This is a genomic window from Kineosporia corallincola (genome assembly GCF_018499875.1).
In the GTDB taxonomy this organism is placed as follows: Bacteria; Actinomycetota; Actinomycetes; order Actinomycetales; family Kineosporiaceae; genus Kineosporia; species Kineosporia corallincola.
In genome coordinates this window covers 320,252-340,110 of record NZ_JAHBAY010000003.1, presented here as the reverse complement: position 1 = coordinate 340,110, position 19,859 = coordinate 320,252, and the positions used below count along the sequence as shown (strand labels likewise).

At 71.6% G+C, this 19,859-nt stretch carries 18 protein-coding genes; 8 read left to right on the top strand and 10 right to left on the bottom strand.

Annotation, left to right across the window (positions count from 1 at the left end; all coding sequences use genetic code 11):
* The first annotated feature begins 21 nt into the window (after positions 1 to 21).
* The 3 genes from KIH74_RS08765 (at position 22) to KIH74_RS08755 (ending at position 3,169) form a co-directional block, all read left to right on the top strand.
* A complete protein-coding gene (locus KIH74_RS08765; RefSeq protein WP_214155309.1) occupies positions 22 to 591 on the top strand; it encodes a TetR/AcrR family transcriptional regulator in 570 nt (189 codons plus the stop codon).
* Positions 588 to 1,943 (top strand): MFS transporter, encoded by a 1,356-nt coding sequence (locus KIH74_RS08760; RefSeq protein ID WP_214155308.1) that lies wholly within the window; start codon positions 588 to 590, stop codon positions 1,941 to 1,943. The genes KIH74_RS08765 and KIH74_RS08760 overlap by 4 nt, the downstream gene beginning before the upstream one ends.
* Positions 1,944 to 2,254: 311 nt before the next feature.
* Positions 2,255 to 3,169: a matrixin family metalloprotease gene (locus tag KIH74_RS08755; protein WP_214155307.1), complete on the top strand. Its 915-nt coding sequence runs from the start codon at positions 2,255 to 2,257 to the stop codon at positions 3,167 to 3,169.
* Positions 3,170 to 3,175: 6 nt separating this feature from the next.
* Here the strand turns inward: KIH74_RS08755 and KIH74_RS08750 are convergent, their stop codons facing one another.
* The gene (locus KIH74_RS08750) at positions 3,176 to 3,730 is read right to left on the bottom strand and encodes a GrpB family protein (protein ID WP_214155306.1); all 555 of its coding nucleotides are present in this window, start codon (positions 3,728 to 3,730) and stop codon (positions 3,176 to 3,178) included.
* A 168-nt stretch (positions 3,731 to 3,898) separates the two neighbouring features.
* Between KIH74_RS08750 and KIH74_RS08745 the strand changes: the two genes are divergently transcribed.
* On the top strand, positions 3,899 to 4,738 hold the full coding sequence (locus tag KIH74_RS08745) for an alpha/beta hydrolase (RefSeq protein ID WP_214155305.1): 840 nt from the start codon (positions 3,899 to 3,901) through the stop codon (positions 4,736 to 4,738).
* 49 nt (positions 4,739 to 4,787) lie between these two features.
* Here the strand turns inward: KIH74_RS08745 and KIH74_RS08740 are convergent, their stop codons facing one another.
* The gene (locus tag KIH74_RS08740; protein ID WP_214155304.1) at positions 4,788 to 7,139 is read right to left on the bottom strand and encodes a sensor histidine kinase; all 2,352 of its coding nucleotides are present in this window, start codon (positions 7,137 to 7,139) and stop codon (positions 4,788 to 4,790) included.
* Between the two features lie 206 nt (positions 7,140 to 7,345).
* Here KIH74_RS08740 and KIH74_RS08735 point away from each other — a divergent pair, with 206 nt between their 5' ends.
* The gene (locus KIH74_RS08735) at positions 7,346 to 8,806 is read left to right on the top strand and encodes a benzaldehyde dehydrogenase (protein ID WP_214155303.1); all 1,461 of its coding nucleotides are present in this window, start codon (positions 7,346 to 7,348) and stop codon (positions 8,804 to 8,806) included.
* A gap of 41 nt (positions 8,807 to 8,847) precedes the next feature.
* Here the strand turns inward: KIH74_RS08735 and KIH74_RS08730 are convergent, their stop codons facing one another.
* Positions 8,848 to 9,960, bottom strand: coding sequence for a glycerate kinase (locus KIH74_RS08730; protein WP_214155302.1), 1,113 nt, complete (start codon positions 9,958 to 9,960; stop codon positions 8,848 to 8,850).
* Positions 9,961 to 10,053: 93 nt separating this feature from the next.
* On the opposite strand from KIH74_RS08730, the gene KIH74_RS08725 reads away from it, so the two are divergent.
* Positions 10,054 to 11,472: an acyltransferase family protein gene (locus KIH74_RS08725; RefSeq protein WP_214155301.1), complete on the top strand. Its 1,419-nt coding sequence runs from the start codon at positions 10,054 to 10,056 to the stop codon at positions 11,470 to 11,472.
* A 325-nt stretch (positions 11,473 to 11,797) separates the two neighbouring features.
* On the opposite strand, the gene KIH74_RS08720 is transcribed toward KIH74_RS08725, so the two are convergent.
* Entirely contained in the window at positions 11,798 to 12,160 is a 363-nt protein-coding gene (locus KIH74_RS08720) for a hypothetical protein (RefSeq protein ID WP_214155300.1), read from the bottom strand.
* A gap of 63 nt (positions 12,161 to 12,223) precedes the next feature.
* Positions 12,224 to 13,144, bottom strand: coding sequence for a LysR family transcriptional regulator (locus KIH74_RS08715; RefSeq protein WP_214155299.1), 921 nt, complete (start codon positions 13,142 to 13,144; stop codon positions 12,224 to 12,226).
* A gap of 100 nt (positions 13,145 to 13,244) precedes the next feature.
* Between KIH74_RS08715 and KIH74_RS08710 the strand changes: the two genes are divergently transcribed.
* Positions 13,245 to 13,739, top strand: a complete 495-nt coding sequence (locus KIH74_RS08710; protein WP_214155298.1) for a GNAT family N-acetyltransferase — start codon at positions 13,245 to 13,247, stop codon at positions 13,737 to 13,739.
* Here KIH74_RS08710 and KIH74_RS08705 read toward each other — a convergent pair whose 3' ends face one another.
* From KIH74_RS08705 to KIH74_RS08685, 5 genes are all read right to left on the bottom strand, one after another.
* Positions 13,740 to 14,252 (bottom strand): tryptophan-rich sensory protein, encoded by a 513-nt coding sequence (locus KIH74_RS08705; protein ID WP_214155297.1) that lies wholly within the window; start codon positions 14,250 to 14,252, stop codon positions 13,740 to 13,742.
* A 61-nt stretch (positions 14,253 to 14,313) separates the two neighbouring features.
* A complete protein-coding gene (locus KIH74_RS08700) occupies positions 14,314 to 15,051 on the bottom strand; it encodes an SDR family NAD(P)-dependent oxidoreductase (protein WP_214155296.1) in 738 nt (245 codons plus the stop codon).
* Positions 15,048 to 15,890 (bottom strand): fumarylacetoacetate hydrolase family protein, encoded by an 843-nt coding sequence (locus KIH74_RS08695; RefSeq protein ID WP_214155295.1) that lies wholly within the window; start codon positions 15,888 to 15,890, stop codon positions 15,048 to 15,050. Before KIH74_RS08695 ends, KIH74_RS08700 begins: the two co-directional genes overlap by 4 nt.
* A 70-nt stretch (positions 15,891 to 15,960) precedes the next feature.
* Positions 15,961 to 16,467, bottom strand: a complete 507-nt coding sequence (locus KIH74_RS08690; protein WP_214155294.1) for a GNAT family N-acetyltransferase — start codon at positions 16,465 to 16,467, stop codon at positions 15,961 to 15,963.
* A 62-nt stretch (positions 16,468 to 16,529) separates the two neighbouring features.
* Complete coding sequence (locus tag KIH74_RS08685; protein WP_214155293.1) at positions 16,530 to 18,257, bottom strand: L-lactate permease; 1,728 nt, start codon at positions 18,255 to 18,257, stop codon at positions 16,530 to 16,532.
* Positions 18,258 to 18,434: 177 nt separating this feature from the next.
* Here KIH74_RS08685 and KIH74_RS08680 point away from each other — a divergent pair, with 177 nt between their 5' ends.
* A complete protein-coding gene (locus KIH74_RS08680) occupies positions 18,435 to 19,838 on the top strand; it encodes a serine hydrolase domain-containing protein (RefSeq protein ID WP_214155292.1) in 1,404 nt (467 codons plus the stop codon).
* The last annotated feature ends 21 nt before the right edge of the window (positions 19,839 to 19,859 follow it).

Here is a 19,859-nt window from a genome sequence, read left to right as displayed (position 1 = left end):
GTGGAACGTTATTGTGGCGGCGTGAACGTTTCTGCTGCACCGGGCCGTCCTCGCAGCGAAGAGGCCCGGCAGGCGGTGCTGGACGCCGTCGACGACCTGCTCGTCGAGGTCGGTTATGCCGCCATGACCATGAAGAACATCGCCGAGCGCGCCGGGGTCGGCCGGCCGACCGTGTACCGCTGGTGGTCGGGCAAGGCCGAGATCCTGGTCGAGGCCTGCACCCAGGACGCGACGGACGAGCTGGTGGTCGCGCCGCACCCCGATCCGCACCACGAACTTGCCTCCTACCTGGAGCTTCTCGGGCGATTCCTGACCGAGGAGCCACCCGGTCTGGCCTGTCGCGCGCTGATCGGCGAGGCGCAGCACGACCCGCAGGTGGCCGATCTGGTGCACCGGGCCGACCTGCTCACCGCGCCGACCGTCGTGGTGCTCGACCGGGTGCGGGTGCACGCGCCGGGTATGCCGGAGAACGCGCTGGCCGTGGCGCAGGTGATGGGGCCGGTGCTGACGCATGTGCTCACCACGGGCCAGGCCATGCCCGGGCGGCTGGTGCGCGAGCACACCCGCATTCTGCTGGCGGCCTGGCGGTGACGGCCACGAGCGACACTCCCGGCACCGATGAGATCCAGCACGGCGGCACCGTGGGGTCAGCCGGTGAGCCGCCGGGCGCCGCGGAGATCACCCGGCCGGTCGGGACGGTGGCGAAACCGGCTCTGCTGCGCCGGATCGGGCTCGACACCCGGCCGCTGGCGGTGCTGCCCTACCGGCGCATGCTGATCGGCCAAAGTGCGGCCTTCGTCGGGTCGATGCTGACGGCGACGGCGGTGGCCGTCCAGATGTACGACATCACCGGCTCGTCGTTCTACGTCGGCCTGGTCGGGCTGGCGGGGCTGATCCCGGTGGTCGCGTTCGGGCTCTACGGCGGGGCGATCGCCGACGCGGTGGACCGGCGCAAGCTGTACCTGTCCTCGTCCTGCGTCACCTGGGCGGTCACGCTGGCCCTGTTCGCGCAGACCCTGCTCGGCCTGCGCAAGCCCTGGGTGATCCTAGCCCTGATCTTCGTGCAGGCCGGGGGTTTCGCGGTTTCGTCGTCCACCCGTGGGGCGATCGTGCCGCGTCTGGTCGAACCCGTCCTGGTTCCCGCCGCGAACGCCCTGAACTACACGATGGGCAACATCGGCCAGGTGGCCGGGCCGTTGCTGGCCGGTGCCCTGCTCGGCCTCCACCACGGCTACCTCTACGCCTACGGCATCGACGCCGTGCTGTTCACCGCCGCGCTGTGGGCCGGCTTCGAGCTCCCGCCGATCCCGCCGTCCGGCACCGGAACCTCGCTCGGCCTGCGGTCGGTCGTCGAGGGCCTGGCGTTCATCGCCCGCAGCCCGATGCTGTGGATGTCGTTCCTGGTCGACATCTGCGCCATGGTGCTGGCCATGCCCACGGCGCTGTTCCCGGCGATCGCGGAGGAGCGGTTCGGCGGCGACGTCGGCCCGCTCTACGCGGCCATCGCCGTCGGGTCGGTCGTGGCCGGTCTGCTGGGCGGCTGGATCGGCCGGGTGCGGCGGCAGGGGCGGGCGCTGATCCTGGCTGTCATGGCCTGGGGCGTGGCGGTGGCCCTGGCCGGCGTCGGGCAGCAGCTGTGGGTGGTGTTCGCTCTGCTCGCGGTGGCCGGGGCGGCCGACCTGGTCAGCGCGGTGCTGCGGCAGACCATCCTCCAGACCTTCGCGCCCGACGAGATGCGTGGACGCATGCAGGGCGTCTTCGTCACGGTGGTCGCCGGCGGACCGCGACTCGGCGACGCCCGGGCCGGTGGCATGGCGTCACTGACCTCGCCGACCATCTCATGGGTCGGCGGAGGACTGGCCTGTCTGGTGGTCGTGGCCGGGATCGGGGTGACGGTCCGGTCGTTCTGGCGCTACGAGACCGCGGGCGGGCCGGAGACATGACGGGCCATGCGGGGGCGAACCGATGACGGTCCGGGCGGTGCGGCACCAGCAGGTCCCGGTGATCAAGACCCTGCTCGAGTTGCCCGGGCTGCTGGGCCGTTCGGGGCCGATGGCGGGGTAGGCCGCTCCGGGCGGCCGACCCGGTGCCGTCACCCGGCCGGCTCAGCAGCTGAGCGTGAAAACGCCTGCTGCGTGACACGTACCGTGACGGGCCGGGGTCGGCACGCGACTCCTTCACCCGATCGGCAGGTACCCCCCGTCACGCATCATGCCCGACTCTCGAATCACACACAGTGACCACACAGGTCCGGATGATGACGACGAGAGACGGGGTTCTTACGGTGCGCTGGCGCGACATGACGGTGAAGAAGCGGATCGAGTGGACGGGGCTCGGCATCGCCGCCCTGGTCGGGGCGGGCCTGCTCATCGCCCCCCAGATCGTGCCCACCGCCGTCGAGGCCGCCACGGTGCACGAGACCAGCGAGGTCACGCACTCGTCGGCCTACCAGGTCAGCAGCATCACCAGCAACGACGTCGGCCTGATGACCAGCACCGACACCGAGACCTACGACGCCGGCTCGTACTCACTGATGCGGGCCGACCTGCACAGCGGCAAGGCGTCCAACATCCGCTGGAACCCCTGCCAGCGCGTGGTCAGCTACCGGGTGAACCTGGTCGGCCTGCCCGAGTCCGAGCACAAGGAGATGCTGCGGACCATCATGGAGTCGTTCAAGAAGCTGCACGCCGCCACCGGCATCATCTACCGCTACCGCGGTGACACCGACTTCGTGCCGCAGAAAGACACCATCCAGCAGCAGCCGGCCGAGATCGTCGTGGCCGTGGTGAAGCCGCAGAGCGACACCGACTTCCAGATGGAGGAGGACTACCCGGCCTGGGGCGGCGTGCTCTGGACCAGCTGGTTCGACAACGACGAGGAAGGCGCCGCGGCGGTGCGCGGTCAGGTGCTGCTCGACGCCACCAGGATCGAGAACCTCGCGGAGGGCTTCGGCGCCGGCCTGACCCGGGGCAACGTGGTGCTGCACGAGCTCGGCCACGTCACCGGTCTCGGCGACGCGAAGAAGAAGGGCGAGCTGATGTACCCGGTGCTGTCCAAGTCCACCCCCGACGGCTTCGCCGCGGGCGACCTGGAGGGCCTCGAGGAGGTCGGCAAGCAGGCCGGCTGCATCAGCATCCCGAGCTACGTCAAGGTCGGCGACCTGAGCTAGTCATAGCTAGGAGCGCCAGACCGTCCAGCCGGTGGCGGCCGCCCAGGACTCGGCGCGGTCGGTGATGACGGCGATCAGCCCGCCCTTGGCGTCGGAGTAGGCGTTCGTGTCCGGCCAGTCATGCTGCGCCAGCTGAACTTTCAGGGCGGCATAGGCGTCGCGGTCGGAGACGTCGCGACGCAGCCAGTCCCGGAACAGCAGGTGACGGCGCTCCCACTCGCTGCCGGTGGAGCAGATGTGGACGTGCACGGAACCGTCGGGGGTGCGCACCAGGCGGTGGTCGGGCTCGCGCACCCGCAGCTCGTAGCCGGCCGCCAGGAGCTGCGGCAGATAGTCCGCCTCGTCGTCGGCGTCGCTCACGCTCAGGTCGATGTCGATGATCGGCTTGGCGGTCAGGCCGGGGATCGAGGTGGAGCCGACATGATCCACCCGGACCGCCTTTTCGCCCAGGGCGGCGACGATCCGGTCACGTTCCTGCCGGAACCGTGATGGCCACGAGTCGCTGTACCCGACGAGGATGATGTCGCGCTTCTCAGGGCCACCGATGAGTCCGAACGTCACATGAACAGTATGCCGCGAACGTCCCCTTCGACGATCCGTGGTATCGCGCCCCAGGTATGACGAAATGCGGTGTTTCGCACGTTCTGCGGTCAGGGCATTGTCCGGGCCGGTGATGATCTTCCAGACTCGGGCGAGAGGGAACGCCGGCCGACTTTCGGAGCTGAGTCGATGAGTGAAGAGTTCGCCCCGGACACCGTGGTGCTCGTCCACGGGCTCTGGATGACACCGCGCAGCTGGGAGCACTGGGTTCCGTACTACGAGGCCAAGGGCTACAAGGTGATCGTGCCGCCGTACCCGGGCTTCGAGATCGAGGTCGAGGCGCTGCGTGAGAAGCCCGAGGTGATCGCGAACCAGCGGGTGCCGGCCATCATCGAGCACCATTCGGCGGTGATCGAGGCCCTGGACAAGCCGCCGATCATCATCGGCCACTCCTTCGGCGGCACGCTGACCCAGTTGCTGCTGGCCAAGGGGCTGGGCAGCGCCGGTGTGGTGATCGACTCGGCGCCCACCGAGGGGGTGCGCGTGACGCCGGTGTCGCAGGCCCGCTCGCTGTTCCCGATCCTGCGCAACCCGGCCACGCGCAAGCGGGAGGCCGGGTTCACCCCCGCCGAGTTCCACTACGCCTTCGCGAACACGCTGAGCCGTGAGGAGTCGGACGCCGTCTACGACCGCTACTACATCCCGACGGCCGGGCACTTCGTCTGGGAGTACGGTCTTTTCGCCAACTTCAAGCCGGGCCACCAGGAGACCTGGGTGGACTACGCCAAGCCCGACCGGGCCCCGCTGCTGTTCATCTCCGGCGGCGCCGACCACATCATGCCGGCGTCGGTGAACAAGGCCAACGCCAAGAAGTACGACAAGTCACCGGCCCTCACCGAGTACCACGAGTTCCCCGGCCGCTCGCACTGGACGTGCGCCGAGCCGGGCTGGGAAGAGGTGGCCGACACCGCCCTGTCGTGGGCGGTGGTGCACGCCGTCGCGCACGCCTCGGTCAAGAGCGCGGAGTAAAATGGTGGACGACGATGAGTTTGGAAAGAGCTCATCGTCGTCCACCATTTCAGTAGGCAGCCTCCAGCCGCAACGTGAACACGCTTCCGGTGGGCCGGTTGTCGAGGTGCCCGACGGCTCCGCCGTTGGCCTCGGCCAGGCTCGCCACGATGTGCAGGCCCAGCCCGTGCCCGGCGGTGCCGCCCGCCCCGGCGTCCGCGGCCCGGGTGTATCGCTCGAACAGGTGCTCCCGCACGTCCGCGGGCACCCCGGGTCCCTCGTCGTGCACGCCGATCGTGGCCGACCCGGCGTCGGTGGTGACCGTGACGGCCGTCGCGCCCCCGCCGTACTTCGCCGCGTTCGTCAGAAAATTGGTGACGATCTGCTGGAGATGCTGCGGATTCACCAGCACCTGAACGTGTTCCGGGCAGGTCACCGGCACGTCCGTCTCGGCCGCCTCGACCACCTCGATCAGCGCCCGCCGCAGGCCCACCACCTCGCGGTGGGCCTGGAGCTTGTTCGTGTCGCTGCTGCACATGGCCAGCACGTTCTGCCGTAGCTGGTCGATACGCTGGGCCGCCCGCACGATCTTCGCCGCGGCCGAGGTGACCACGTCCGGCTGCTCCGGCTCGGTGAGGATCTCGCCGTAGCCCATGATCGTGCTCAGCGGAGCGCCGATGTCGTGCGACAGCATGCCCATCAGGTCGAGCTTCAGCTGGTTGGCGCCCTCCAGGTCGTGATTGGTGTCTTCCAGCTGGACGTTTCGCCGGCCCAGGGTGGCCAGGGCCTCGTCGCGCTCGCGCTGGATCACCAGTTGCGCGCTGATGTCCTGCACGAACCCGATCAGGTGCAGCGGATGCCCGTCCGCGTCGCGCACCAGTCGCACCCCCACCTGGGCGTCCACCGCGTGACCGTCCCGGTGCACCAGCCGCTTGCTGTGCTCGTAGGAGTCGTACTCCCCGGAGTACAGCCCGGCCAGCTGCCGGGCCGCCCGGCCCTGGTCGTCCGGGTGCGTGAACGACGCGTTGACCAGCCCCACCATCTCGTCGGGCGAGTACCCGAGCATGCGGGCGAAGGCCTCGTTCACCCGGATGAACCGGCCGTCCAGGCCGATGATCGTCTGCCCGATCGTGGCCTGGTGGAACTGCACCCGGAACTGGCTCTCGCTGGCGCTGAGTCGTTCCTCGGCGTGCCGGCGCTCGGTGATGTCGGTGTTGGTCTCGATCACCTCCTGCCCGATGCCGTCCGCGGTGGAGCGCAGCACGTGCTGGCTGAGCGCGACCAGCCGGGCGCCGTCCGCCCGCCGGTGGTGCAGCTCGCCCTGCCAGTGCCCGTCGTCCAGCAGGGTGCTCTCGACCTGCGGAAGTCCCTTCGGGAAGCCGGTACTCAGCAGCCGGTGGATGTTGCGGCCGATCACCGCCTGGGCCGGCCAGCCGTACATGTCCTCGGCGCCCCGGTTCCAGCTGCGGATCGTGCCGTCCATGTCGCGCACCACGATCGCCGCCGGGGCGCAGTCGATCAGCTCGGCCTGGCGGCGCAGTTCCTCCTGGTGGGCGCGGCGGGCGCTGATGTCGTGCACGAACGCGTGACAGACCGGGCGGACGCCGGTGCGGGTGACCTGTGCGGAGATCTCCACCGGGAAGGTGCGCCCGTGCCGGTCGATGGCCGGCAGCTCCGACCGCTCGCCCGTCTGCGCGGTGCCCAGGCCGTCGTCACCCACCGGGAAGAGCGCGTCGGAGTAGAGGTTCTGGGCCCCGGAGGGAATGATCAGCCGGTCCAGCCGGGACCCGACCGCCACCTCCCGGTCGAACCCGAACAGGTTCTGCGCGGCCGGGTTCCACTCCAGCACGACGCCGTCGGCGTCCACCGACAGGTAGGCGTCGTTCGTGGCGGTGAGGATCGCCCGGAAGGTGGCCGACGACTCCTGCGCCTCCCGGGCCGCCTGCTCCAGGGCGATCTCCGCGGCCAGGTCCTCCAGGATCTCCAGCTCCTGCGGCGTCCACTCGCGCGGCTCGGCGTCGATCGCGCAGAACGCCCCGTAGGTGCCCGAGTCCAGCCGGATCGGCATGCCCGCGTAACTGGTGACGCCGATGTCCGAGACCGCCAGATTGTCTTTCACCAGGTCGTTCTCACGGGCGTCCGACACCACCAGCGGGGCGTCGCTGTCGACCACGTGCTGGCAGAACGAGTGCGTCAGCGGTGTCTCGCCGGCGTCCGACCAGGGCTGCGGCAGGCCGAGCTGGCTCACGAACACCTGCCGGTCGCCGGTCACCAGCGACACCAGCACCACCGGGGCGTTCAGCAGCCGGGCCGCCAGGCGGGTGAGCCGTTCCAGACCGGGCGCCGGGGGCCGGTGCAGCAGCCCGGTGCCCTCCACCGCGCGGATCCGGCGCGGGTCCAGGACGGGCCTGACCGGGTTCATGCCGAGTCCTTCCGCGACCTGCGTGTCCCCGTCCACGTCCTGTCCCCGTCAGCGTCGTCCACGTCCTGAACGGTTCGGAAGATCGACCGGTTCGGGCCCGGCCTTGAGCGCCGCGCCCGCCGGACCGCCGGACGAGTGGCCCGGCCGCGGCGCGGGCATCGCCCTATGCTGCTTGCTGGCCGACAGCGACGGGAAAGGCGATCGTCATGGCACTGCTGGACGGGAACTCCTGGCACGGCAAGATCTGGACGGGCCGCTGGTCCGACGGCTCGGGCGGCCACCACGACGCCGTCGAGCCCGCCACCGGCCAGGTCATCGCCGCGGTCGGCCGGGCCACCCCGGGTGACGTGGCCGACGCCGCCCGCCGCGCCTCGGCCGCCCAGAAAGACTGGGCCGCAACGTCGTTCGAGCAGCGCGCGGCCGTGCTGCGGCGCGCCGGGGCTTTGCTGGAGGAGAACGCCGACGAGATCAAGGGCTGGCTGGCACGTGAGGCCGGCGCGATCGCCCCGTTCGGCGACTTCCAGGTGCACACCTGCGCGCAGGAGTGCTACGAGGCGTCCGCCCTGCCCGGCCACCCCTACGGCGAGCTGCTGCGCACCGGTGAGCCCCGGCTGAGCTTCGCCCGCCGCCTGCCCGTCGGCGTGGTCGGGGTGATCGCCCCGTTCAACGTGCCCACCATCCTGGCGGTCCGCGCCGTCGCCCCGGCCCTCGCCCTCGGCAACGCCGTGCTGCTCAAGCCCGACCCGCGCACCGCGATCTGCGGCGGCGCGGTGTTCGCGGCGCTGTTCGAGGCCGCCGGTGTGCCCGAGGGTGTGTTCCAGGTGCTGCCCGGGGGAGCGGACGTCGGCGAGGCCCTGATCGTCGCGCCCGAGGTCCGGGTCGTGGCGTTCACCGGCTCGACCAGGGCCGGGCGCGCGGTCGGTGCGATCGCCGGGCAGCACCTCAAGCGCGCGCACCTGGAACTCGGCGGCAACTCCGCGCTCATCGTCATGCCCGACGTCGACGTGGAGAAGGCCGCCGCCGTCGGGGCCTGGGGCACCTTCCTCAACTCCGGCCAGATCTGCATGGCCACCAGCCGGCACCTGGTGCACGAGTCGATCGCCGACGCCTATGCCGAGTCGCTGGCCGCCCGGGTGGAGAAGCTGCCGGTCGGCGACCCCTACCGGGAGCAGGTCGCGCTCGGCCCGCTGATCGACGCCGGGCAGCGCGACCGGGTGCACGACCTGGTCACCACCAGCGTCACGGCCGGCGCCGCGCTGCTCACCGGCGGCACCTACGACGACCTGTTCTACCGCCCCACCGTGCTCGGCCGGGTGCCCCAGCAGGCCCCGGCCTACCAGCAGGAGATCTTCGGCCCGGTCGCCCCCGTCACCCCGTTCGGCTCGGCCGACGAGGTGGCCGCGCTCGCCGCCGGGTCCGAGTACGGGCTCTCGCTGGGCATTCTCACCGACGACGTGTATGCCGGGCTGGAGCTGGCCGGGCGGATCCCGACCGGCCTGGTGCACATCAACGACCAGACGGTGAACGACGAGGCGGTGGCGCCGTTCGGTGGCCTGGGCGCCTCCGGCACCGGCTCACGCGCGGGCGGCCCGGCCGCGAACATCGAGGCGTTCACCGAGACGCAGTGGGTGACGCTGCGGGGGAGCCTGCCCGTCTACCCGTTCTGAGAACCGGCGCACGTCAACGGATCCGGCGTTCCGCCGGGGACTCAGCCGGACCGGGGCAGCCCGTTCCCCAGCCGTGTGCCGGCCAGCTCGAGCAGTCGCTCCGCGTCGCGCATCGCCACCTCGGCCGAGCCGCCGGCCAGCTCGGTCAGGGCCGTCACCGGGTGCACCCCCAGCTCGCGGAGCAGATCGTGACCGCTGACCCGGCCGGCGACCAGAGCGGTGGGCAGGCCGGCCGCCCGGGCCCGGCGCAGCACCTCGGCGGGGGCCTTGCCGTGCGGGCTCTGCTCGTCCCACGACCCCTCGCCGGTCACCACCAGCGACGCGCCGGGCAGGTCGGCGTCGAACCCGGTCGCGTCGAGCACGTACGGGGCGCCGGGCACGAGACGGCCGCCCAGACCGCCGACGACGCCCGCGCCGACACCGCCCGCGGCCCCGGTGCCCGGCTGCGCGGGATCGAGGTGCAGCAGTTCGGCCCAGGTTCCCAGCGCGGCGTCGACAGCCGGGATCTGGTCCTCGGTCAGGCCCTTCTGCGGGCCGTACACGTGGGCGGCGCCCTGCGGTCCGGTCAGCCGGTTGTGGACGTCGGTGACCGCGACGATCCTGGCCCCCGTCAGCCTCCGGTCCAGGCCGGACAGGTCCAGGGCGGTCACCCGGAGCAGGCCCGCGGCGTCGGGCGTGACCGGGGCGCCGGACGCGTCGGTGGCGACCGCGCCGAGCGCCGTGAGCAGACCGAGACCGCCGTCGGTGGAGGCGCTGCCGCCGATGGCCAGGTGCACGCCGCGCGCGCCCAGGTCGAGCGCGGCGCGCACGGCCAGGCCCAGACCCCAGGTGGTGGAACGCATCCCGTCCAGCCGGTGGCCGGGCAGGTGCACCAGCCCGCAGACCTCGGCGAGCTCGACGAACGCCTCGTCTCCGCGCAGCCCGATCAGCGACCGGCGCGGCACCATGGTGGGGCCGGTGACGTCGACGGCGACCGCGCGGAATCCGTTGTCCAGCAGCACCGCCAGGGTGCCGTCGCCGCCGTCGGCCACTTCCCGCACCCGCACCGGCAGGTCCGGCCGGGCACGACGCAGGCCGCGGGCGAGCGCGGCATTGGCGGTGCGGCCGTCGAGGGAGCCCTTGAACTTGTCGACCGCGACCAGAACGTGTCCCATGCCAAGTCTCCCCGTCCGGCCGTCACTCATTCGGAGGATGTCACAGAGGAATCGTTAACACTCAGCTCCCTCTAAGCGTCATCATGCTTGATCGTGACATCGTCCAGTGCAGGCAAGAGTGCGCACCACCGGATCCCCGGTCTCGACGGCCTGCGCGGCCTGGCCGTGATCATGGTGGTGCTCTCACACGTCAGCAGTTATCACGCCGAACTGCTCGGGCCGGCCGGGGTGGCGATCTTCTTCGTGCTCTCCGGGTTCCTGATCACGAGCCTGCTGCTGGCCGAACGCGAGCGGTTCGGGCGGGTCAGCATGACGGACTTCTACATCCGGCGCGGTCTGCGGCTCTTCCCGGCGCTGGTGCTCCTCGTCGTCCTCACGCCCCTGGTGCTCTGGCTGGCGCACGACCCGCGGCTGCACCACATCCTGCCCGGGCTGATGACGACCCTCTTCTACGTGCAGGACTTCGACAGCGCCACCGGGCACTTCTCGGTGCTCGGGCACGCCTGGTCGCTGTCGGTGGAGGAGCAGTTCTACTTCGTCTGGCCGCTGCTGCTGGGCTGGATCATCTCCCGGGTGAACGGCGACGGGGCCCGGGTGACGCGCGTGGTGCGCAACATCTGGATCGCCGCCCTGGCGTGGCACGTGCTGTCGATCGTGGCCCTCACCTACGACTGGACCTACTACTCACCCGACAGCAACGCCATCTTCCTGTTCACCGGCTGCCTGCTGGCCACCTCGCTACGGGGCGCCGAGCCCGCGCCCTGGCTGCGCATCCCCGCGCCGGTCGCCGCCGGCAGCCTGGCCACGGTGTGCGTGCTGCCCCTGGTGCTGACCCGGCTGCCCGAGCCGGACTGGCGGGTGGCCACGCTGCTGATGCTGCCGGTGGTGCTGCTCAGTGCCGTGGTGGTGCTCGGTGCCTCGAAGCTGAGGGTGCTGGAGAACCCGGTGCTGCGCTGGTTCGGCACCGTCTCGTACGGCGTGTACCTGTGGAACTGGGTGTTCATCAGCCTGGAGCCGCACGGCCGCATGCTCACCGGCAAGGAGCGCGCGCTCGGTGGGCTGCTCGCGATCGGGGCCGCCGCGGGGTCGTGGTACTTCTTCGAGAAGCCGATCCTGCGGCTGAAGTCCCGTTTCCAGCGGGTGCCGTTCGCGCCCTCGCCGACCTCGATGGTGGACGACGGGAGGCCCGTTCCGGTCGTGGCCCCCGTCCCGGTGGCCGGGGCTGTGAACGGGGCTGTGAACGGGGCCGGTGGTGTGGCCGGGAACGTGGCCGGTGGTGTGGCCCGGCCCGGCTGGGTGGGGGCCGCGCCGGTGCCCGCTCACGCTGTGCCCCGGGCGGTCGCCGCGGCCGATGCCCACGCGGCGGCCTACCCGGCGTCGTGGGACACGGTTCCGATCCCGGTGATCCGGGCGGATGCCGAAGCCGAGACGTCACGGGACCAGCCGGCCCAGCTCTCACCCGGGCAGAACGTGCTGCCCGACCTACGACGGCGGGCGCGGCACAGCTACTGACGCCGGCTTCCCACCACGGCCATGACTTCCGACCACGGCCATGACTTCCGACCACGGCCATGACTTCCGACCACGGCCATGACTTCCGACCACGGCCCGGGCCTACCGCCACGGCCACAACCTCCCGTCGCCGCCATGGCCATGGCTTCCCGCCACGGTCACGGATTTCCGCCACAGCTGAACCAGGCCGAGGCCGAGGCCCAGGCCAGATCCCGTCACCTGGTGTGTGCGCTGCCCGTCCTGCGGTGGGCGGCAGCGCTGGCCACGAGGATGGTGGACGGCGAATGCGTGCGTCGTCCACCATTTTTCGTGACCGATACCCGGATCACGGTGCGGCCGACGCGCTCGGGCTGACCCCCTCGGCGTAGCACAGGGCGTAGGCGGCGTCGGCCTTCTCGGTGAGGTCGCTGACCCGGGACATCAGCTCGGTGACCTTCTTGCCGTCTTCCTCGCTGCTGACCGTGATGCCCTGCACCTCGGCGCTCGCGGACTCGACCTGCTCGGACAGGTCGCGGTACTGCTCACAGGCCGCTCCCTTGCCGGCCTCGGAGACCGTGTCGGCGCCGGAAGTGGTCTGGGTGGGCGCCGGTTCGGCCCCGGACCCGCCGGAGGTGCACGCCGTCAGCAGCACGGCTGCGCCGAGGCCGAGGGCGGTGAGGACCTGAGTCACGTGACGTCGCGAGGGCACACCTCGAGTATGGTCCTCCCGAAAGCTCCGGCGAAGCGACTTTTGAGCCCCTTAACCAGGGCCTCAGTCAACTTTGACCCGTATCCCGTTCGGTTGCCCGGCCGGCAGGAAAGCACGCACCAGCGGCCGGTCGTCGCCGCGCCGGGTGGCGGCGGAAACCTGGCTGATCACCGGTGGCCCGGCCAGCTCGAGCCGTCGCGCGCCCGCGGGCAGCAGCGTCGTGGCACTGTGGGGCGCGATCGTGACGCCGAGACCGGCGGCGACGAACATGATGATCGTGTGCCAGCTCGAGCACTCCTGGGCGACGCGGACGACGGCACCGGCGTCCCGCAGGGGCTGGGTGTTCAGCTCGAACGCCCGGCTGCCGGCCGTTCTCGGGAAGAGGATCAGCGGGTCGCCGGCCAGCGCCCGGGCCGGCACCCGATCGCCGTCCCGGGCAGCATCCCGCGCGGCCGGGTGATCCGCGGGGACGACGGCGACGAACCGTTCCGACATCAGCGGGGACAGTGCGATGTCGTCCTGCTCCTCGGCGTCCCGCACGATCCCGACGTCGGCCGTGCCCCGGGCCAAAGCGGTGAGGACGTCGGTGGTGAAACCGTCGTGCAGTTTCACCTGCACGTCGGGCCGGTTGCGGGAGAACGCCCGCAGGTGCTCGCTGACGACGGCGGTGGCGGAGGTGATGTAGGCGACGTCCAGCCGGCCCGACTCACCCCGGCCGATCCGGCCGGCCTCGTCCAGGTCGGCGGCCAGCCGGAGCAGCAGGTCGTGTGCCCTGGGCCGGAACGCCGCCCCGGCCTCGGTCAGCTGCACGCTGCGCGAGGTGCGCCGGAACAGGTCGGTGCCGGTGATCTTCTCGAGCTGCCTGATCTGCTGGGACAGCGCCGGCTGGGCGATGTGCAGGCGCCGGGCGGCCCGGCCGAAATGGAGCTCCTCGGCCAGGGCGAGGAAGTACCGCAGGTGGCGGAACTCGATGCGCTGATCCATAGCCGCAGCTTATTGACTGGGCCGGCGGCGGGTATTGGACGTATCGGTGCCGCCGCCGGAGACTGTCGGGAGCCCACCTCAGCAAAGGAAAACCCTTCTCATGCCGCACGTTCCAGCTCCGGCCGTGATCTCGTCGATCACCACCCCGGCCGACGCCGACGCCTTCCGCACGCTGAACGAGGAGTGGATCTCCCGGCTGTTCACCGTGCAGGACGCGGACCGGCTGGTGCTCGGTGACCCGTTCGGGCGCATCGTGGAACCGGGTGGCGACGTGCTCGTGGCCCGGGACCCGCACGGCGCGGTGATCGGGTGCGTCGCGTTGCTGGCCCATCCGGACACGGTGTTCGAGCTGGCCAAGATGGCGGTGGCACCCGCGGCGCAGGGCCGTGGCCTGGGCCGCCGGCTCGTGGCGGCGGCGGTCGGGCGGGCCCGGGAACTCGGTGCGGCCCGGCTGTTCCTGGGCACGAACAGCAAGCTGACGCCCGCCATCCACCTGTACGAGGCGGCGGGTTTCGTCCGGATCCCCCGCGACCGGCTGCCCGTGGCCGACTACTACGCCCGGGCCGACACGCTGATGGAACTGGAGTGCGGGTGATCAGCGGCTGACCAGGCGGTCGCCGAAGATCGGGTCCGGGTTGGCCTGGGCCTGGTAGACGGCGACCGGGGTGGCCAGCCCCAGCCAGGCGGCCTGCGGGAGCAGGGCCGCGGCGGCTGCCCGGTCGTGCCGGGCCAGCAGGGGCAGTGAGACGGCGGTGACCGCGGCGTCGGTCGCGGTCCAGGCGGCGGCGAGCACCGGGCTGCGGCGGCGGAAGTAGGCGTAGGAGAAGCTGACATAGACTGCGGCGTCCACCGCGGCGAGGGCGAGCAGACGCTTGCGGTCGGGGCCCTGCACGGTGCGCGAGGCCCGCACGGTGGCCACCGACCAGCCCAGCTTCGCGATCGCCCAGGCCGGGCCGAACGCCGCCGGCGGCGGGGCGAACGGCGCCTGGCGCAGCGACCGGTAGTAGGCCGGATCGTCGGGACGCCCCGCCGCGGTGCCGGCGAGCATCAGCCCCGCGGTGAGGGCGACGGGCTTGAGCGACGAGGTCAGGGTGCTGCGAAGGGTCACCGCCCCAGCTTCGGTGACGGCCGGTGCGGCCGCATCCGGAGTTCATGCTCATGGTGGCCTCTCACCTGGGGATGGGCCGCAGCGTGTGCGAGCCGCCGTCCACCGCCAGGACCGCCCCGGTGGTCGATCCGGCTCTCGGGCTGGCCAGGTAGCAGATGGCGTGGGCCACCTCGTCGGCGGAGACCAGGCGGCCCAGCGGCTGACGCGCGTCGAGGGCCGCCCGCTCCGCCGCCGGGTCGGTCGCGGAGGCGAGAAGCCGCTGCACCCAGGGGGTGTCGGCGGTTCCCGGCATCACGCAGTTCACCCGGATGCCCTCCTTCACGTGGTCGGTGGCCATCGCCAGGGTCAGGGCCTGCACGGCGCCCTTCGACGTGCTGTAGGCCGCCCGCTGTTCCAGCCCGGTCCAGGCGGCGATCGAGCAGGTATTCACCACCACCGGCGAGGCCGAGCGCCGCAGCCAGGGCAGGGTGGCCCGGGTGACCCGGACCGTGCCCAGCACGTTGACCTCGAACAGCGCGCGGAAGTCGGCGTCGGGGGAGTCCTCGATCGTGCCCCGGGCCCCGATGCCGGCATTGTTGATCACCACGTCGATGCCGCCCAGCTCCCCGGCGGCCCGGGTCACGGCGTCCTCCACCGAGGCCTGGTCCGACACGTCGCAGGAGATGTCTTGCGGGTCGGCCGGTTTCAGGTCGAGCGCGGCCACCCGGGCGCCGCGCGAGCGCAGGTCGAGCACGGTGGCCAGGCCGATGCCGGAGGCGCCGCCGGTGACGATCGCCCGGATCCCCTCGTACTCGCTCATGCCTGCTCCAGAACCTGGCGCTGGCGGCCGAGACCCTCGACCTCGAGCTCCACCACGTCACCCGCCCGCAGGTACGGTTTCGGGTCGGGCTGGCCCAGGGCGACACCGGCCGGGGTGCCGGTGTTGATCACGTCACCGGGCTCCAGCACCATGAAACGGCTCAGGTAGTGCACGATCTCGCCGATTCCGAAGATCATGTCGGAAGTCTTCCCGTCCTGCCGCAGCTCGCCGTTGACCCAGAGCTTCAGCGACAGGTTCTGCGGGTCCGGCACCTCATCGGCCGGCACGATCCACGGCCCGAACGGGTTGAACGTCTCGCAGTTCTTGCCCTTGTCCCAGGTGCCGCCCCGCTCCAGCTGGAACTCCCGCTCGGACACGTCGTGCGACACCGCATAGCCGCCGACGCAGGCCAGGGCCTCCTGCGTGCTGTCGAGATACCGTGCGGTGCGGCCGATCACGACGGCCAGCTCGACCTCCCAGTCGGTCTTCACCGAGCCACGCGGCACCAGCACGGTGTCGTGCGGGCCGACCACGGTGTGCGGGGCCTTCAGGAAGACGACCGGCTCGGCCGGGATCGTGGCTCCGGTCTCGGCGGCGTGGTCGCGGTAGTTCAGGCCGATGCAGACGATCTTGCCCGGGCGGGGGAGCGGGGCCCCGACGCGCTGCCCGGATTCCAGCAGGGGCAGCCGGCCACCGGTCACGGCCTCCCGGATGGCCCGCAGGTTCTCCGGCGTGGGCGCCAGATTTCCCACGACGCCGGACAGGTCCAGCAGCCGCTCGTCGTCGTCCAGTACCGCAGGCCGTTCGGCGCCGGTGGGACCGACTCGCAGAAGACGCATCCTTGAATCCCCTTCGATCGCAGTCCTCGACCATCGGCAGTCGAGAATCTCGGAACGTGCGCCGGGGCCGTCAACGGTTGACGTACGCCCCGGAAGGTGACTGGAGCCATCGCGTCATCCGGCGTTCGGCGGCCGGGTTCCCGGTGGCCGGCGCGTCGAAGCTGAAACCATTGCGAAGATACAGCTTCTGGGCCCGGTCGTTGTTCTCGTAGACACCCAGCCCGACCCGGTGGACGCCCGGCTGCCGGCCCGACCACCCGACCATGGTGCTGATCAGCAGGTCACCGGTGCCCCGCCCACGCCCGGTGGGGGAGACGTACATCGACATCAGCTCGGCCGAGCCGTCGCCGTCGAGGGAGCCGCTGATCAGGCCGATCGGCGTCGAGCCGGCCATCGCCGCCCAGTTGGCGGGCACGTCGAGCAGACGGCTGCGCCACTGCTCCGGCGTTGCGTGCTGCCAGGTTTCGTAGCGACTCGCGAAGGCCTCGGGTGCGGTGCCAAGGCACTCCAGGCGGAGCCGGGCGAAGAGCTGCCAGTCGTCTGGCCGTAACTGCCTGACCGTCAGCGAATTTCCCATGAGGCCAGAGTATCCGGCCAGGGCGCTGCCCGGCGGATGCCTTTCCACCCGGACCGCTTCGCTCACGGCACCATCCACGACAGCACCGGTGAGGCCTGCAACACCACCAGCAGGCACATCACCGGCAGGAGGATCACGGTGGCCCTCAGCACCGCCCGGAACAGTTCGCCCTCCCGCCCGGCCAGGCCCACAGCCGCGGCGCCGATCGCCAGGTTCTGCGGGCTGACCATCTTCCCCAGCACCCCGCCTGAACCGTTCGAGGCGGCCAGAAGCAGCGGATCCAGCCCGGTTTCGGCCGCGGCGCTGACCTGGAGCGCCCCGAACAGCGAGTTCGACGAGGTGTCCGACCCGGTCACCGCGGTGCCGAACCAGCCCAGCAGCGGTGACAGCAGCGCGAACAGGCTGCCCGCCCCGGCCAGCCAGGCGGCGAGCGTGGAGGTCATCCCGGAGGTGTTCATCACGTAGGCGATGCCGAGCACCGCCACCACGGTCAGGACGGCCGTGCGCAGTTGCACCAGCACCTCGCCGTAGCAGCCCAGCCAGTCCCGCACCCCCAGCCGCAGCACCAGCCCGGTCAGCACGCCGGTCAGCAGCAGCACGGTACCGCCGGTGGCCAGCCAGTCGAACTTGAAGGTGGTGAGCGCCAGTTCGCTGCCGTCGGCCTTCACGACGTCCAGCCCCGGCCAGCCGAATGTGGTCGTGGTGCCGGACAGTCGTTCCTTCACGGCGGGGACCGCGACAACGCTGAACAACGCGATCACGATCAGGTAGGGCGCGAAGGCGCGCAGAATTTCCCGGCGGTCGTCCACAACCTGGGGGTGGTCGGGGCGTGTTTCTTCAATGTGGGACGACGAGGGCGTCGTTCCCGGCTCCCCGGCGCTCCCGGAGTTCTCCGTGGGTGCCGGCCCGGCCATCGCCTTCTCGGCGTCGTGCCGGGCCGTGGGGGTTTCGTCGCCCGCCCGTGGGTCCTCGGAGGTGTCCGGATGCCAGGCACGCAGAAGCAGCAGCGCCGCCCCGGCCGCGAGCAGTGCGGCCGCGATGTCGCTGAGCTCGACCGGCCCGTAGTTCGACACCGCGAACTGGGCCAGGGCGAAGCTCGCGCCCACCACCGCGGCCAGCGGCCACACCTGCCGCAGTCCCCGCCACCCGTCGAGCAGATAGAGCAGCAGAAAAGGCACGATCAGCGCCAGGAACGGCACCTGCCGGCCGGTCATCGCGCTGACGTCGCGCAGGGGCAGGCCCGACACCTGGGCCAGGGTGATCACCGGGGTCGCCACCGCGCCGTAGGCCACCGGCGCGGTGTTGGCCACCAGCGCCGTGGTGGCGGCCTTGATCGGGCTCAGGCCGATCGCCACCAGCATCACCGAGCAGATCGCCACCGGCGCGCCGAACCCGGCCAGGGCCTCCAGCAGCGCGCCGAAGCAGAACGCGATGATCACACCCTGCACCCGGCGGTCCGGGCTGACGTTCGAGAAGGTGCGCTGGAGCACGTCGAAATGCCCCGAGCGGCGGGTCAATTGATACACCCAGATCGCGTTCACCACGATCCACATCACCGGGAACAGGCCGAACGCCGCCCCTTCCGTGGCCGCCAGCAGGGCCTGGTCCACAGGCATCGTCCACACCAGCAGGGCGACCAGCAGCGCCAGCGCCAGCCCGGTCACGGCGGCCAGCCAGGCCCGCACCCGGAACACCCCGAGCAACACGAACAGCACCACCAGGGGCAGCGCCGCGAACAAGGCCGACCAGGCGAGACTTCCGGCCAGCGGGTCCAGATCCTGCTGATGCATCAACTGCCTCCGGAAGACGCACGACGGTGTGACGGTCTGGAGGTTGCGTTCCGTTCATGGTGCGCCCGGCCCTGCCCCGATGACACCTCTAGGTGCTGGAGTAGGCGCTGGAGTGAGCACGAAAGCGCGTGGCCCGCGCCCTCGCGGCTGCGCGTGGGCCCGGCCTACAGTGCGGCCATGCCCGCAGATGAGTCAATCGCCCCCAGCACCGCCCGCCACCTGCTCGCCGCCACGGCCCGGGTGCAGCGCGAGAGCCGTCTGCCGAGTCTGGTCGCCGGGGTGACCCGGGGCGGCCGGCTGGTCTGGAGCGGCACGCGAGGCACGGTGCGCGGTGCCGAGCCGGGCGTCCACACGCCCTACCGGATCGGCTCGATCACCAAGACCATGACCGCGGTGCTGGTGCTGCGGCTGCGCGACGAGGGACTGGTCGCGCTCGACGACCCGATCGAGAAGCACGTGCCCGGCCTCCCGTTCGGCGACCGCACCGTCGGGCAGCTGCTGGCACACGAGTCCGGGCTGCGGGCCGAGGCGCCCACGGACTGGTGGGAGCGCGTCGCCGGCCTCGGGTGGGACGAGCTCGCCGCCCGGTTGCGGGCCGACGACGTGCTGTTCCCCGCCGGGCGCCGGTTCCATTACTCCAACCTGGGTTACGCGGTGCTGGGCGAGCTGGTGGCCCGCACGCGCGGCCGGTCCTGGTTTCACGCGCTGCACCGCGAACTGCTGGAACCGCTCGGGATGCGGCACACCTCGTACCTCGCCGGGCCGCACGCGGCCGACGGCTGGGCCGTTCATCCCTGGGCCGACCTGGTGCTGCCCGAGCCCGCCGAAGACGCCGGTGCGATGGCGCCCGCCGGGCAGCTCTGGTCCACGGTCGCCGACCTCGGGCGGTTCGCCGGCCTGCTGCTGAACAGCGTTGACGGCGGGGTGCTCTCGGCGTCGTCGCTGTCGGAGATGGGGCAGGCGACGGGCGTCGACGCGGCGGCGGGCCGTCGCGGTTACGGGCTCGGCATCTTCACCTACGAGCGCGGGGGCGGGGTGGTGCTCGGTCACGGCGGGTCGATGCCGGGCTTCGTCTCGGGGCTGTTCGTCGACCCGGCCCAGCAGACCGGTGCGGTGGTGCTGACCAACTCCACCAACGGCGGCGAGACCAACGGCCTGGCCATGGCCCTGCTCGACATCATGCGGGAGCACGAGCCGTACCTCGGCCCCACCTGGACCCCGGCCGAACAGCCGGACGACGAGGCGCTCGCCCTGACCGGCCCCTGGTACTGGGGCCCGAACGGGCTCGGGCTGCGGCTGACCGGCACCGGCGACCTGATCGCCACCGGCCTGGCCGGCACGGCGACCCGGGCCGGCGTGTTCCGCCGCGACGCAGACGGCGAATGGACCGGTCTGGAGGGCTATCACCAGGGGGAGCGGCTCCGGCCCGTGCGCGACGCCGAGGGCCGGGTGGTGGCCCTCGACATCGGCACGTTCGTGTTCACCCGCACGCCCTACGACCCGGCCGCCCCGGTGCCGGGTGGGGTGCACCCGAAGGGCTGGCAGGTGCAGGGTCCTCAGGCCGGGGCGCCCGTGGTCTGAGGTGAGAAACCGGGGGGCGAA